Raw genomic sequence first — 14,671 nt, 5'->3', positions numbered from 1 at the left:
TCGGCCTCACGGTCGGCAGCCTCGGCCCGGGCATCGCGCCGGACCGAAGCGTCGCGAGCATCGCGCCCGGCCGAACCGTCCCGGGCATCGCGACCGGCTGATCCGCCCGGGGCATCGCTCTGGGGCGATCCGGCGCGCGGGTCGCGGCCGGCCGAGCCGGCCGGTGCGTCGCGGGCGGCCTGGTCGGGGCGGGGGTCGTGTGGGGCCGGGTGGTCGGGCCCGTCGGGCGTGCCGGGGTCGGCGCGTTTGTCGCGCGCCGTCCCCTCGCCGTCCAGGGCGTCGTCGTCCCGGACCTCGTCGAGGTCATCATCCGTCACCGGGCGGAAGCTCAACGTCTGCTCCCCGGGTGACTCGTGCCGCCCGTCATCCATGGCCGTGTTCACGGCAAGCGCTCCGCTCGAACCATCTCGACCTCCTGGCCGACCCTCACGACGTCGCCGACGATGACGATCGCCGGCGGCCGTATCCCAGCCGCGGACACGCGGTCGGCCACGGTGGAAAGCGAAGCGATTACCGCCCGCTGGGTCGGAAGGGTACCGTCCTGTACCACCATTACGGGAGTCTCCGGCGAACGTCCGTCGCGAAGCAGGGCCTCGGCGACCTTCGCCAGCCGCTCGACGGCCATCATCAGCACCAGCGTGCCCTGGGAACGCGCCAGGCCGGGCCAGTCGACGGTGGACTTGGGGTCGTCGGGCGCCACGTGCACGGAGATGACGTGAAATTCCTGGCTCACCCCGCGATGCGTCACCGGCACCCCGGCGGCGGCGGGCACCGCGACGGCGCTGGTGATGCCGGGGACGATCAGCACCGGGATGCCGGCCTGGGCGCAGGCGATCATCTCCTCGCCGCCGCGCCCGAACACGAACGAGTCGCCGCCCTTGAGCCGGACCACGAACTTGCCCTGCCTGGCGCGGTCCACGAGCAGCTCGTTGATCGTCTCCTGGGACAGCGACCGGCCGTAGGGCACCTTGGCGGCGTCGATCAGCTCGACGTCGGGGGCCAGCTCGTCGAGCAGCGCCCGGGGCGCGAGGCGGTCGGCGACCACCACGTCCGCCTGGGCGAGGAGTTGCCGCCCGCGCACGGTGATCAGGCCGGGGTCACCGGGGCCACCGCCGACGAGGGCCACGCCGACCGGCTTGGTGCGGTTGCGCCGGGCGTCGACCGTGCCGTCGCGCAGCGCCTCGACGATCGCGTCACGGATGCCGGCGGCCCTGCGCGGGTCGCCGCCCGCGGTGACGGCCACGCTGATCTCGTCGACCCGCCCCGTGGCGGGTGTCCAGGCGGCGGAGGCGTCCTTGTCGTCGGCCCGCACGCACCACACGCGCTTGGCCTCCGCCTCGGCGGCGACCGCCGTGTTGACTGATCTCTCATCGGTGCACGCCTGCACGAGCCAGGCCCCGTCGCAGTCGCCGACCTCGTAGGGCCGGGCGTGCCACGTGACCCGGCCCGCGGCGATCAGGTCGTCGAGGGCCGGCGTGACGGACGGCGACACGACGGTGACCTCCGCACCGGCCTCTAGCAGCGCGGGAACGCGCCGCTGGGCGACACGGCCGCCACCCACGACGAGGACCCGGCGGCCGGAAAGCCGCAGGCCGAGGAGGTAGGGACCCATGGGGGGAATCTCCCATTCGCGAAGGTTGTGTTTAGCAGCTAAACCTACCGGCTTCGCATGTGTCATTTGCTGCGCACGGGTTAACGACCGTCGAGAAGAGGTTGCCGGGGATCCCAGCGAGGCCCGCCCTCATCGTCCTTACGGCGTCTGGCCATCGCTGACAAGGCTTCAAGGATAACCCTGTTCCCGAGGTAGGCCGTGATGTCGGCGTGATCGTACGGCGGCGCCACCTCGACCACCTCCATTCCGGCCACCGGCATTTCATAGCAGATCCGGCGAACCGCATCGAGGAGTTGCCTGGCCGTGAGCCCGCCCGGCTCGGGAGTGCCGGTGCCGGGCGCGTGGCCGGGATCGCAGACGTCGATGTCCACCGACAGGAAGATCTGGTCGCACTCGTCGAGCGCGATCCGGAAGGACTCCGTCAGGCATTCGTCAAGCCCGCGAGCCACAATTTCGGTCATCTCATAGGAACGCATCTTTTGCGAAGCCATCCAGCCGAGCGTCTCGGGCTCCGGCCAGTAGCCGCGCAGCCCGATCTGCAGGAACCTGTCGCCGCGGATGGCCCCGGACTCGATGAGCCGCCGCATGGGCTGGCCGTGGCCGTACAGGTGGCCGAAAGCGATGTCCCCGGTGTCGGCGTGCGCGTCGAAGTGGATCATCGACGTACGCCCCGCCGCGTACGCCCTGGCCGTGCCCCGCGCGTCCGGCAGCGCCACCGTGTGGTCGCCCCCGAGCACCAGCGGGATCGCCCCGGAGGCGGCCACCCGGTGCACCGCCTCCTCGATCGCCGCCAGCGCCCCCTCGACGTCGCCCGAGTAGCACTCCACGTCACCGGCGTCCAGCACCCGCAGGTCCCGCAGGGCGTCCACGCGCAGCGCCAGGCTGGGCCGGGAGCCGTCGTGCGGCAGGTAGCAGGCCTGCCGCAGCGCCATCGGGCCGAACCTGGCGCCCGGCCGGTTCGAGGTGCCGCCGTCGAACGGGGCGCCGATGATCACCACGTCGGCGCCCTCGTAGCTCGCCGGGTCGTTGACGTCGCATCGGTCGACGCCGAGAAACGTGATGTCAGGGCCGTACATCGGTCCATATCGAGACACTGAGCACCTCCAGTGTCTCCATCATCACACGCCCTTTTCGGTCACTCCCGCCGAATCGAACGTGGCCACGTCGTGCATCACGCGTACGGCCGCGCACACCATCGGGTGCGCCAGCAGCCCGCCCGTCCCCTCCCCGAGCCGCAGCTCCAGGTCCACCAGCGGGCGCAGTCCGAGGTGGGCCAGCGCGGCGGCGTGGCCGGGCTCGGCGGAGCGGTGGCCCGCCACGCAATGGTCGGTGACGGCCGGGTCGAGCGCGGCGGCCACGAGGGCGGCGGCGCCGGCGATGACGCCGTCCAGGATCACGGGCACGCGCGCCGCGGCGCCGGCCAGGATGAAGCCCGCCAGGGCCGCGTGCTCGAACCCGCCGACGGCGGCCAGGGCCCGCAGCGCCTCGCTGGGCGACGTCGAGGCGTCCGTCAGCGCGTTCGCGCGCAGGGCCTCGCGGACGATGCCGACCTTGAGCTCGTACGTCTCGTCGTCGATCCCCGTGCCCCTGCCGGTCACCTCGGCCGGGTCCTTGCCGGTGAAGACGGAGATCAGCGCGGCGGAGGCGGTGGTGTTGGCGATGCCCATGTCACCGGTGATCAGGCAGCGCGCGCCCTTGGCCACCAGGTCCCCGGCCACGACGATGCCGGCCTCCAGGGCGCGGACGGCCTGGTCCACGGTCATGGCCGGGCCCTTGGACAGGTCGGCGGTGCCGTACGCGATCTTGTGCTTGACCAGGGCGGGCGCGTCGGGCAGGTCGGCGGCGACGCCGACGTCCACCACGGTCACCGACGCGCCGGCCTGAGCGGCGAAGGCGTTGGCCACCGCGCCGCCCGCAAGAAAGTTGGCGACCATCTGCACCGTGACCTCCTGCGGCCACGGGCTGACACCGCGCGCGTGCACACCGTGATCGGCGGCGAAGATGGCCAGGGCCGCCGGCGCCGGCATGGGAGGCGGGCTGGTGCCGGCCGCCCCCGCGAGGCGCACCGCGATCTCCTCGAGCGCGCCGAGCGAACCGCGGGGCTTGGTGAGGCGGTCCTGATGGGCGCGGGCCTCGGCGAGCGCCGACGCGTCTGCCGGGCGGATCGCGGCGAGTGTCTCAGCGAGCACTACGAACCTCCACTTAGGGAACGAGTTGGAGCGCTTCCTCGTATCGGTCGATCACGACGTCGGCCAGGATCTCGCAGTCGCCGATCACCTCGGCGCAGCGGATGTCGAGATCGGGGTGTCCCGCCCCGTACGCCAGCGCCTGGGCCCACACGCGCTCGAGCATGCCGCCCGCGAACAGCAGGTACGGCACCACGATCACCCGCTTGGCCCCCAGGCGGCGGCAGCGCTCGAGCCCGCCGGGCACCCCGGGTGGGGTGACCGACACGAACGCGGTCTCGACGGTCATGAAGTCGTAGGCGTGCGTCTCCCAGAACAGCCGGGAGACGCGGTGGATCTCGGCGTTCGCGGTCGCGTCCGTGGAGCCCTCGCCGACCAGGACGACCGCGGTCTCCCCCGGCTCGACGTGCGTGAGGAGGTCGTCGGACGGGATCGCGTCCACAGCGCGGAGCCGGGGCCTGGCCCCCACCAGTTCGAGCGCGCGCGGCTTGGAGATCTCGGCGGCGGCCTCGTTGAGCCGCTCGGCCAGCAGCGCCAGCACGCGGGGGTCGGGGCCGAGGGGGCGGCCGTAGTCGTACATCAGCGTGGGGTGCCGCTGCTGCTCCAGCGCCATCGCGGCGGGGAACTCCTCGCCCACCCGGCTGAGGCTCAGCGGCAGCGCCACGAGCCGGTGGTGACCCCTGGCGACCAGGGAGGCGACGGAATCGCTCAGCCGGGGCGTGGCCCGCTCCAGATAGCCCCCCGACACGTCCGCTCCGGTCTGGTCGAGTCGACAGCGCAGGCGGTGTACGAACCTGCCGAACTCCGCGGCGTAGGCGTCGTCCTGTGAGCCCTGCCCGATCAGCAGGAGCGGCGGCTTCATTGTGAGGGATTCTCCGGTGCGCTAGACAAAGTCACGCGAGGATAACCGATGCGCACCGGTAGGGAACAGGTCACGCTGTGTGCGCAGGTGTCGCATGCACCACGAAAACGGGGTCAGAGGCGGTCAGGCGGTGGGAACCGTCGGGGTTGAGGGTCAGCTTCGAGGCCAGGATCTGAGTGCCCTCGCCACGGTAGCCCTGCTCGCGCAGCCGGTCCAGCACGGCGGTGACCTGCTCGACCTTGCTCAGCGCGCACACGAGAACGCGCGGGCGCCGGGCGGCGCAGGCCACCACCACGTCGAGGCCGCCGCCGCCCACGTAGACGGCGTCGGGGTCGGGCAGCGGCTCGAGCGCCGGGGGCGCCTGTCCCCTGGTCAGAGCCACTTTCACGCCGTGTTCGAGCACGTTGGAGCGCAGTTGGGCGCACCGCTGCTCGTCCCGCTCGACGGCCATGACGGCCGCCCCGTGGCGGGCGCACTCGACGGCGATATGGCCGACGCCCGCGCCGACGTCCCAGACCAGGTCGCCCAGCCGGGGCCCCAGCTTGGCCAGCACGTACGCCCTGACCTCCGGCGGGAGCCCGCCCTCGAACGGCAGCGCCCACTCGGCGGGCCCCGGCCCGGCGCCGGCCACCCAGCTCGGCTCCTTGGCCTGGTGCAGCGGGTCGATGACGAGGACCACGTCGGGGTCCTTCCACGGCCTGGTGGTGGCCTCGCCCATGCGGCTGTGCGTGACCCGCTCGTCGGGGCCGCCGAGGTCCTCGCACACGATCAGCGCGCGCGGCGTGGTGGGCGCCAGCTCCCTGGCGATCTCGCCGGGGCCGACGCCGGGCGCGACGAGCAGCGCCACCTTGGGATGGGCGCGGCAGGCGTTCACGGCCCGGTTGAGCTGGCCGGGGCCGGAGGGGGCGACGACCAGGGCGTCCTCCCAGTTGAGGCCGGCGCAGGCGAAGGCGCGGCTGACGAGCGAGATGGCGGGCAGGACGTCCGGCTTGAGGCCGTGTGCCCGCAATGTGCGTACGACGCCGAAGAATCCGGGATCGCCCTCCGCGACCACGACCGCGGGCCCCTCGCCATGTTCGAGGTGGTCGTCGAGGGTCTGCAGCAGCGACCCGTCGGCCGCGGTCGCCGCGGTGAGCCTGAGCTGCCCGAGAATGGCGTCCGGCCCCACGACGAGCCTGGCCTCGTGCAGCTTGTCCACCGCCCTGGCCGAGAGCTCGGACCCGTCCCAGCCGACAACCGTGATCATGCGCCTCACCGTCCTCACCTCAAGGGTGACGGCTGCGGAGGAGATTCACAAAGGGTGCGGGGGTCAGTCCGGTGTGCCCTCAGGCCAGGTCGGACGGGATGAGGCTGTAGATGACCATGTCCGCGCCGCCGAGCGAGGCGCGGGCGACGCCCTCGCGGACGAACCCGGCCTTCTCCGCCACCCGCTGCGACGCGGTGTTGGCCACGACGGCGCGCAGCTGGAGCCGGCTGAATCCGTGCTGCTCGAACAGCCAGCGCGCGAGCGCCCGCACGGCCTCGCCGGTGAACCCCCTGCCCCGGGCCCAGGGGGCGGCCATGTAGCCGACCTCGGCGGTCCGGTTGTCCCAGTCGAGGTGCTGCAGGTCCACGTTCGCCACGTAGCGGCCGGTGCCGAGCTCCTCGGCCGTCCAGACGGCGCCCAGACCCCTCATGCGCAGGCGCTCCGCGTGGGCGATGTACGCCCGCGCGTGCTCCTCGGTGTAGTCGCGGGGCACGCCCGTGTACGCCTGCGACAGCGGGTCCGCGGCGGTGTCCGTCAGGTGCCGGACGTCCTGGGGGCCCTGCGGCCGGAGGAGCAGCCGCTCGGTGCGCAGCTCCGTCCTGGGCAGGGCGGCGGTGCGCGTGCGGCTGTCGTGGCGCAGCAGGCCGAAGATGACGAGGTCGTGCGTGCCGTCGCCGTCCAAGACCGCGTCCCGGAGCACGCCTTCCCAGGTGAAGCCCGCTTTGCAGGCCACGCGGAGCGAGGCGAGGTTGTCCAGGTTAGCCGTCAGGTCGATCCTGCGCAGCCCCACCGTCGTGAACGCCCAGTGGGTCAGCCCGCGCACCGCCTCGGTGGCGAAGCCGCGGCCCCGGTAGAGGGGGTGCACGCCGTAGCCGACCTCGGCGGTGCCCGCGGTCCACGAGGTCTTGAACAGGCTGATGGCGCCCACGATGAGCCCGTCGGCGTCGGTCATGGCCAGGTGGACGCCCTGACCCGAGCGCCGTAGCTCGTGCACGTCGTGCATGAGCCACCGGTGCACGCCCGAGCGCTTGGCCGGGGCGCCCGGCGGCAGGAACTGGACGCCGGACCCCACGATGGAGCTGACTCTGCGCGCGTCCTTGAGGCCGAATGGCCGCAGCGTAAGCCGTGCCGTGGCGATGCTCACGTCAGGATCGAACACGCTCGGCAGGCTACACACTCGCGATGTTTGCCCACGAAAGCGGGGGTAGGGGCGCACTGAGAGGAGTGAGGGAACTATGGAACGTGGGAGCGACAAGCACGGGCCCCGCCTGGACGACGAGCAGAAGCACGAGACCGAGGGCATGATGCGCGGTGGCGGCTCGACGCACGCCGAGGAGTGGAAGGAGCCCGAGGCCATGCCGGCGGCCGGTGAGGAGCCGCGGCAGTCGTACCCGCCCGGTCACGCCCCCGGCGTCCCCGAAGGCATGACGCAGCGTGACGTCGACGTCCGCAGCGACCTGGCCAAGTGGCTGAGCGACACCCACTGGCCGGCGGACAAGCGCCAGCTGCTGGAACGCGCCCACCGCCACGGTGCCCCGGACCCGGTGATCGACATGGTCGAGGCCCTCCCCGACCGCAGTTTCGTGAACATGGCCGACATCGCCAAGGCGCTCGGCATCGGCGTCGAAAAGCGGAGGTGGTGACCGGTGCGGCTCGACTTCATCCGGCCGCTGTACGAGCGGCGCGGCCCGTACGCGTCCGTCTACCTGGGCGCGCTCACCGGGCCCGAGCGGGAGAGCCACTGGCGCGGCGTACGCGACCAGCTCGACCACCACGCCGACAAGGCGACCCTGGACGCCCTCCAGGAGGAGGCCCTGCGGGCCGCGGCCGGGCGGGCGCTGTTCGCCACGCACGGTGACGTGGTGCTGGCCGAGTCGCTCGCGCGGGCGCCGTCCGAGCTGGCCGTCTGGACCCCCCTGCCGCACGTCACGCCCATGCTGATGCAGCGCGGCGAGAACGTGCCGCACATCCGGGTCATCGTGGACCACGCGGGGGCCGAGATCACCGTGTTCGGGGGCGGGTCACCGCGCAAGGCCACCGTCGAGGCCGCCTCGTGGCCGCTGCAGAAGACCGCGCAGGGCGGCTGGTCGCAGAAGCGGTACGAGCGGGCCGTGGACGAGGCGTGGGAGAAGAACGCGGTCGCCGTGGCCCACGAGATCGACGAGCAGGTACGCCGCATCGGGGCGGAGCTGGTCCTGGTGGCGGGCGAGCCGAAGTCGCGCTCGTACCTGCTGCACCACCTCGGCACCAAGGCCGCCGACCGGGTGACGATGGTCGAGCACGGCAGCCGCGAGGACCACGGCCAGTTCGAGGCGGACGTGGAGCGGGCCCTCGACGACTGGCTCGACCGCCGGCGGGCCGAGCTGCTCGAACGGCACCAGGAGTCGTCGGGCCCGACCGGGATGGCCCGGGTCTCGCAGGCCCTGCGCGAGGGCCGGGTGCACGCGGTGCTCGTGCCTGGCGAGCTGCCGAAGCCGGTCTGGATAGGCGAGGGCGGCACGCAGCTGGCCACCGACCAGGGTGAGCTGCACCGCTGGGGGGTGGAGGAGCCGATCCAGGAGCGCTCGGACTCCGCGCTGGCCAGGGCGGCCGCGATGACGGACGCCGAGCTGTGGTTCACCGACGCGGTGCCGGACGTGGCGGCCGTGCTCAGGTACTGATGATCACTTCGAGGGTCCGGGGGCCGTGCACGCCCTCGACCCGGTTCAGCTCGATGTCGCTGGTGGCCGACGGGCCGCTGATCCAGGTGAGGGGGCGGGCCGGGTCGAGCCGGGCGACGGCCTCCGGGACGCCGGCCACGATCTGGTCGGCCCGCACCACGCACAGGTGGTAGTCGGGGACCAGCGTCTGCGCTCTCGTGCCCTGGCCGGGGCCGTGGTCGAGGACGATGGTGCCGGTCTCCGCGATGGCCACGGCGCAGTTCGTGACCACGCCGTCGGCCGTCCTCACGTCGCTCCACCCGCCGGCCCGGTCGAAGCCGTCGGGGACGATCATGCGGCGCTCGCCGAGGCATTCGTCGATCTTGCCCGGCACCTCCGCCGCCGGGATGACGTGCACGATCGCCCGGTAGTCGTCCACCCGCTCGGCGAACAGCTCGACCAGGCCCTCGCCCTGGCGCTCCGTGCGGTAGTGCCGGGGGATCTCCACGTCTTCCGCGCCGGTGACGGCCTTGCCGATCCGGGCGAGGATCTCCTCACGCGCGCTCATTCCGCTCCCACCAGTCTCTGAAGGATTCTTCCGGAATTTCAGGAATGTCCCTGGTGTCGGTCCACGCCGACAGCGGGCCGGGCATGCGTTTGGGGACGAGCTTGCGCAGCCGACCGGCCGCGCGCTGCGCCTTGGCCAGCCGGCGGTGGTCGTTGAAGATCCAGCCGGCGACCTTCATGCCGGCCCGCTCGGCCGCCGCGTGCGGGGCCTTGGCCCGCAGGTCCACCAGGACCTCGGGGATGTCGATGGCCACCGGGCAGACCTCGTAGCAGGCGCCGCAGAGGCTGGAGGCGAACGGCAGCGAGGCGTCCAGTTCGGAGGACATGCCCCTGAGCTGCGGGGTGAGGATCGCGCCGATCGGGCCGGGATAGACCGAGCCGTACGCGTGGCCGCCCGCGCGCTCGTACACGGGGCACACGTTCAGGCAGGCCGAGCAGCGGATGCAGCGCAGCGCCTGGCGGCCCACCTCGTCGGCGAGCACGTCGGTGCGGCCGTTGTCGAGCAGCACGAGGTGGAACTCCTGGCCCTCGACCGCGCCCGTCCACATGCTCGTGTACGGATTCATCCGCTCGCCCGTGGAGCTTCGCGGAAGGAGCTGGAGGAACACCTCCAGATCCCGCCAGGACGGCAGCAGCTTCTCGATCCCGACGACGCTGATCAGGGTCTCCGGGAGGGTCAGGCACATGCGGCCGTTGCCCTCCGACTCCAGGACCACCAGCGTGCCGGTCTCGGCCACCATGAAGTTGGCGCCGGAGATCGCGACCTTGCTCCTGAGGAAGCGTTCGCGCAGGTGGAGCCGGGCCGCCTCGGCCAGGGCCGGCGGGTCGTCGGTGAGGTCGGGCGACACGCCGGGCATCTTGTCGAGGAAGATCTCCCGGATCTCCGACCTGTTGCGATGGATCGCCGGGACCAGGATGTGGCTCGGGAAGTCGTCGCCGAGCTGGACGATCAGCTCGGCCAGGTCCGTCTCGTACGCGGTGATGCCCGCCGCCGCCAGCGCCTCGTTGAGCTCGATCTCCTGGGTGGCCATCGACTTGACCTTGACCACCTCGGTCTCGCCGGTGGCCTTGACCAGGTCCGTCACGATGCGGTTGGCCTCGGCGGCGTCCCTGGCCCAGTGCACGGTGCCGCCCGCCCGGGTCACCGCCGCCTCGAGCTGGAGCAGGTAGCGGTCGAGGTTGCGGAGGGTGTGGTCCTTGATCGCCTTGCCGGCCGCGCGGAGCTCCTGCCAGTCGGGCAGCTCGCCGACGACGCTCGCCCGCTTGCCGCGAATGGTGTGGGTGGCCTTGCGGAGGTTGAAGCGGAGCTGGGAGTCCTGTACGGCCTCTTTGGCGTTCTCCGGGAAACTTCCCGGCATGCCGAGGAACGTCGAGCTCATTGGGCCTCCTCCGTGGATGCGAGGATCTCGGCCAGGTGCATGGTCCTGACGCCGGTCTGCTGGCGGCTCAGGGTGCCGCCGATGTGCATCAGGCAGGAGTTGTCCGCCGCGCAGAGCACCTCTGCGCCCGTGCCCAGGATGTTCCGGGTCTTGTCGGCGCCCATCGCGGCGGAGACCGCCGGGTTCTTGACCGCGAAGGTGCCGCCGAAGCCGCAGCACTCCTCGGATCCCGGCAGCGGCACCAGCTCCAGGCCACGTACGTTCCGCAGCAGCCTGGTGGGCCGGTCACCCAGGTGGAGGCCCCGGAGCGAGTGGCACGTCGGGTGATATGTCACTCGGTGCGGGAAATATGCGCCGACGTCATCGGTCTTCAGGACGTCGATCAGGAACTCGGACAGCTCGTACACCTTCGGGACGACCTCCGCGATCGCCACCGCTCCCCTGCTGCCCGGCTTGGCCAGCTTCGGGTACTGCTCGCGCACCATGGCCGCGCACGAGCCCGACGGTGCGACGACGGCGTCGTATCCGGCGAACACCTCGGTGAAGTGCCGGGCCAGCCGCACGCCCTCCTCCCGGTAACCGGTGTTGACGTGCATCTGCCCGCAGCACGTCTGGGCGGCGGGGAAGTCCACGTCGCAGCCGAGCCTGCGCAGGAGCGACACGACGGCCTTGCCGGTGCCGGGGAAGAGCGTGTCGTTCACACACGTGATGAACAGGGCGACTCGCACGACTCTCCTTCCAAGGTATGGTCCGACCACAGTATGGTCAGACCATACCGAACCACACCACTTCCGGCCACCATCCACCCCGGCACCAGGAGGCTTCGTTGGACGGCACCGGCTGGCGCCCCGTCAAGCGAACGCGGACGTTCGAGGACGTTCTTGCCCAGATCGAGCGGCGCATCACCGAGGACGGCCTCACCGTCGGCGACCGGCTGCCCGCCGAACGTCAGCTCGCCGAGCAGCTCGGCGTCAGCCGCTCGTCGGTGCGCGAGGCGATGCGCGTGCTGGAGACGCTGGGCGTGGTCTCCTCGCAGGTGGGCCGGGGGCCGGACGCCGGAGCCGTGCTCACCTCGCGCCCGGACTCCGCCCTGACCGACCTGCTCCGGCTGCACCTCGGCCTGGCCAGCCTGGAGATGCGCGAGGTCATCGACGCCCGGCACATGATCGAGCAGTGGGCCGCCGCGCAGGCGGCCGCCGCCGGGGCCGATACCTCCGCGCTGGCCGCCGCCCTGGACGGGATGGACGGGGCGAAGACTGCCGAGGAGTTCGTGGAGCACGACACGGCCTTCCACTGCGCGATCGCGGACGCGTCGGGCAACCGGCTCATCGCCGCCATCATGCGCTCACTCCGCGACTCGATGCGGAGGTACTCGGTCGAAGCGGTGCAACGGCTGGGGGACACGTCGGTCCTGCGCGCGGACCACGTACGCATCCTGGAGGCCGTCGAGCGGGGCGCTGCCGACGAGGCCGCCCAGGCCGTCTCGGAGCACCTGGCGCACGCGTACCCGTCGCTGTTCCGCTGATCCGCCAGCGGCGGCTCACTCCCGCCGGTCCGCCTCCCGGCACGTGGCCCCCGAACACCCCGCCATCCCCGTCAACCGCTGATCCAACCGCGCCACCAGCGCCGGATCGGCGTACTCGGCCAGGTTCCGCAGCTGGTAGGGATCAGCGTGCAGATCGTAGAGCTGCCGCTCCCCCGTCTCGTAGCGCACATACGTGTACTGCTCGGTCCGCAACGCCTGATAGGCGGGCACGGGCGTCTGAGCCGCCGACGACGGGTCGGCCGGCCGGCTGAACTCGATCAGCACCTGTTTTCGCCAGTCCCCCGGCGGGGCCCCCTTCAGCAGCGGCACCAGCGAGCGGCCCTCCGCGAACGGAGCCGCCGTGGCCCCGCCCAGCTCCGCGAACGTCGGCGCCAGGTCGATCGTGGCGCCCATCTGCGTGACCGCCGCGCCGACCTTGACGCCGGGGCCGCGGACGACGAGCGGGACCTTGATGGCCTCCTCGAACGGAGTGGTCTTGCCCTGCTTGAGGCGGTGGGTCCCGAGGTGGAAGCCGTTGTCCGAGGTGAAGAAGATGTAGGTGTTGTCGAGCTTGCCCGACTCCTGCAAGGCCCGGACCACCGACCCGACGAGGTCGTCCACGCCGAGCATGGATCGCAGCCGGGTGCGGTAGCGCTCGTCGATCCCGGCGATGGCCGGCTCCGGGATCCTGGGCCTGGTGCGCAGCCAGAGCGGCTCGTCGCTGACGTCCTCCTGGTTGAACGAGGGCGTGCGCGGCGCCGTGGCCGTCGGGAAGGCGTCGAGGTGCCGGAGGGCGGGGTTGGCCGGGTTGTGCGGGCCGGTCGGGGCCAGGTAGAGGAAGAACGGCTCCTGCGATCCGGTGATGAAGTCGTGGGCCTTGCGGGCCAGCACGTCGGACAGGTAGTCCTGCTCGGACCAGCCGTAGTCGTACAGGCTGCCGTTCTCGTTGAGGCGGTAGCCGTACTCCTGGTAGAGCGCGCGCACCGGCACGTTCCACTCGTTCCAGCCGGGCGGCACGAACGACTCCTGGGCCGACGCTCCCGGATAGTGGTTGAGATATTTGCCCATCAGCGCCGTCCGGTAGCCGGCCTGCTGCATCCAGGTGCCGATCGTGGAACGTTCCAGATCCTGGGTGTGGAAGCGGTCGAAGCCGCCCTCGGGCGCGGTGTTGGTGAGCACGCCGTGGCTGTGCACGTGCTGGGAGCGCAGGATCGACGCCCTCGACGGGCAGCACCAGGAGTTCGTCACGAAGAAGCGGTCGAACGAGGTGCCCTGGCTGACGAGGTGCTGGGTGATGTTCGGGAAATTCGGCAGGGTACCGCTCTCGAGATCGTCGGCCAGCACGAGGACGATGTTCGGCCGTGAGTCGCCCTCGGCGATCGTGGGCTCGGCCGCCGGCAGGAGAAGCAGCAGGCAGGCGAGTCGACAGAGCACTTTGAGCACAGAGTCTGACTTCCCCGGAAGATCCCATTGACACCCGGGTCGAGCACGACCGTAATAGAACTTAATTCCGGAGGTGTCCTATGAAGCTCGGCCTGAACCTCGGCTACTGGCAGCGCAACGCCGACGACGCGACGGAGTCGGTGCTGGCGGCCGAACGGCTCGGCTACGACTCGGTGTGGACCGCCGAGGCGTACGGCAGCGACGTTTTCACACCGCTCGCCTGGTACGGCGCGCGTACGACCCGCATCAAGCTGGGCACCTCGATCGCCCAGATCTCGGCCCGGCCCCCGGTCACGACGGCGATGACCGCCATGACGCTCGACCACCTCACCGGCGGCCGGCTGCTGCTCGGCGTGGGCGCCTCCGGGCCGCAGGTCGTGGAGGGCTGGTACGGCCAGCCGTTCGCCCGCCCGCTGGCCAGGACGCGCGAGTACGTCGAGATCATGCGCAAGGTGTGGCGCCGCGAGGAGCCGGTGACCAGCGACGGCCCGCACTACCCGCTGCCCCTGGCCGGCGGGCTGGGCAAACCGCTCAAGCTCATCACCCATCCCCTCAGGCCGGACATCCCCGTCTACCTCGGGGCGGAGGGCCCCAAGAACGTCGCCCTCGCGGCGGAGATCGGGCAGGGGTGGCTGCCGCTGTTCGCCTTCCCCGAGAAGATCGAGGAGATGTACGGCGAGGCGCTGTCGGGGGCCGCTCCCGGCTTCGACGTGGCCGCCATGGTGATGGTGATGATCTCCGACAACGTCCGGGCCGCGCTGGACGGCGTGAAGATGATGCTCACGCTGTACATCGGCGGCATGGGCGCCAAGCAGCGCAACTTCCACGCCGACATCATCGGCCGGATGGGTTATGCCGAGGCCGCCGAGCACATCCAGTCGCTCTACCTGGCGGGGCGCAAGGACGAGGCGTTCCGGGCGATCCCGGACGAGCTGGCCGACGGCATCTCGCTCGTCGGCCCGCCCGGCCGGATCAAGGAGCGCCTCGAGCTGTGGCACCGCAGCCCGGTCACGAGCCTGCTGGTCATGGGGCCGCGGGACGAGCCGACGCTGAAGCTCGTCCGCGACCTCGTGCTCGACGGCTGATCAGGGCGGCGACGCAGGAACGGCTGATCACGGTGGCGACGCCGGGCGCGGGCCGGGCGGCCCCGGCGCCCCCCCCGGCCTAGACCCGGGCCGCGCGCCGGGCCGCCACCGCCCCCGCCACCAGGCC

14 protein-coding genes are annotated in these 14,671 nt (G+C 71.8%); 4 read left to right on the top strand and 10 right to left on the bottom strand.

Annotated features, from left to right (window positions below; translation table 11 throughout):
* Window positions 1–379 precede the first annotated feature (379 nt).
* From cobA to AB0J69_RS36640, 6 genes are all read right to left on the bottom strand, one after another.
* The gene (gene cobA, locus AB0J69_RS36665) at window positions 380–1,612 is read right to left on the bottom strand and encodes a uroporphyrinogen-III C-methyltransferase (protein WP_364127177.1); all 1,233 of its coding nucleotides are present in this window, start codon (window positions 1,610–1,612) and stop codon (window positions 380–382) included.
* An 80-nt stretch (window positions 1,613–1,692) separates the two neighbouring features.
* Entirely contained in the window at window positions 1,693–2,688 is a 996-nt protein-coding gene (speB, locus tag AB0J69_RS36660; protein WP_364127175.1) for an agmatinase, read from the bottom strand.
* A gap of 42 nt (window positions 2,689–2,730) precedes the next feature.
* Window positions 2,731–3,801, bottom strand: a complete 1,071-nt coding sequence (cobT, locus tag AB0J69_RS36655) for a nicotinate-nucleotide--dimethylbenzimidazole phosphoribosyltransferase (protein ID WP_364127173.1) — start codon at window positions 3,799–3,801, stop codon at window positions 2,731–2,733.
* Between the two features lie 13 nt (window positions 3,802–3,814).
* On the bottom strand, window positions 3,815–4,660 hold the full coding sequence (locus AB0J69_RS36650; protein ID WP_364127171.1) for a sirohydrochlorin chelatase: 846 nt from the start codon (window positions 4,658–4,660) through the stop codon (window positions 3,815–3,817).
* A 70-nt stretch (window positions 4,661–4,730) separates the two neighbouring features.
* Window positions 4,731–5,906 (bottom strand): precorrin-6y C5,15-methyltransferase (decarboxylating) subunit CbiE, encoded by a 1,176-nt coding sequence (gene cbiE, locus AB0J69_RS36645; protein ID WP_364127169.1) that lies wholly within the window; start codon window positions 5,904–5,906, stop codon window positions 4,731–4,733.
* Between the two features lie 79 nt (window positions 5,907–5,985).
* A complete protein-coding gene (locus AB0J69_RS36640) occupies window positions 5,986–7,065 on the bottom strand; it encodes a GNAT family N-acetyltransferase (RefSeq protein WP_364127166.1) in 1,080 nt (359 codons plus the stop codon).
* Between the two features lie 76 nt (window positions 7,066–7,141).
* Between AB0J69_RS36640 and AB0J69_RS36635 the strand changes: the two genes are divergently transcribed.
* On the top strand, window positions 7,142–7,549 hold the full coding sequence (locus AB0J69_RS36635; RefSeq protein ID WP_364127164.1) for a DUF2795 domain-containing protein: 408 nt from the start codon (window positions 7,142–7,144) through the stop codon (window positions 7,547–7,549).
* Window positions 7,550–7,552: 3 nt separating this feature from the next.
* A complete protein-coding gene (locus AB0J69_RS36630; protein ID WP_364127162.1) occupies window positions 7,553–8,566 on the top strand; it encodes a Vms1/Ankzf1 family peptidyl-tRNA hydrolase in 1,014 nt (337 codons plus the stop codon).
* Here AB0J69_RS36630 and AB0J69_RS36625 read toward each other — a convergent pair.
* Genes AB0J69_RS36625 through AB0J69_RS36615 form a run of 3 tightly spaced genes read right to left on the bottom strand, consistent with a single transcriptional unit; the run spans window position 8,556 to window position 11,219 of the window.
* A complete protein-coding gene (locus tag AB0J69_RS36625; protein ID WP_364127160.1) occupies window positions 8,556–9,113 on the bottom strand; it encodes an LUD domain-containing protein in 558 nt (185 codons plus the stop codon). The two genes, AB0J69_RS36630 and AB0J69_RS36625, sit on opposite strands and share 11 nt — an antisense overlap.
* Entirely contained in the window at window positions 9,100–10,491 is a 1,392-nt protein-coding gene (locus AB0J69_RS36620) for a lactate utilization protein B (protein ID WP_364127159.1), read from the bottom strand. Before AB0J69_RS36620 ends, AB0J69_RS36625 begins: the two co-directional genes overlap by 14 nt.
* The gene (locus AB0J69_RS36615; RefSeq protein WP_364127157.1) at window positions 10,488–11,219 is read right to left on the bottom strand and encodes a (Fe-S)-binding protein; all 732 of its coding nucleotides are present in this window, start codon (window positions 11,217–11,219) and stop codon (window positions 10,488–10,490) included. The genes AB0J69_RS36620 and AB0J69_RS36615 overlap by 4 nt, the downstream gene beginning before the upstream one ends.
* A 98-nt stretch (window positions 11,220–11,317) precedes the next feature.
* Between AB0J69_RS36615 and AB0J69_RS36610 the strand changes: the two genes are divergently transcribed.
* Entirely contained in the window at window positions 11,318–12,016 is a 699-nt protein-coding gene (locus tag AB0J69_RS36610; protein WP_364127154.1) for an FCD domain-containing protein, read from the top strand.
* Window positions 12,017–12,031: 15 nt separating this feature from the next.
* On the opposite strand, the gene AB0J69_RS36605 is transcribed toward AB0J69_RS36610, so the two are convergent.
* A complete protein-coding gene (locus AB0J69_RS36605) occupies window positions 12,032–13,450 on the bottom strand; it encodes a sulfatase (RefSeq protein WP_364127152.1) in 1,419 nt (472 codons plus the stop codon).
* Between the two features lie 89 nt (window positions 13,451–13,539).
* On the opposite strand from AB0J69_RS36605, the gene AB0J69_RS36600 reads away from it, so the two are divergent.
* Complete coding sequence (locus tag AB0J69_RS36600; protein WP_364127149.1) at window positions 13,540–14,544, top strand: LLM class F420-dependent oxidoreductase; 1,005 nt, start codon at window positions 13,540–13,542, stop codon at window positions 14,542–14,544.
* The last annotated feature ends 127 nt before the right edge of the window (window positions 14,545–14,671 follow it).

Source organism: Nonomuraea sp. NPDC049709, from assembly GCF_040674815.1.
Taxonomy (GTDB): Bacteria; Actinomycetota; Actinomycetes; order Streptosporangiales; family Streptosporangiaceae; genus Nonomuraea.
The sequence above is the reverse complement of the archived record's forward strand: the minus strand, read 5'-3'. Positions and strand labels throughout refer to the sequence as shown.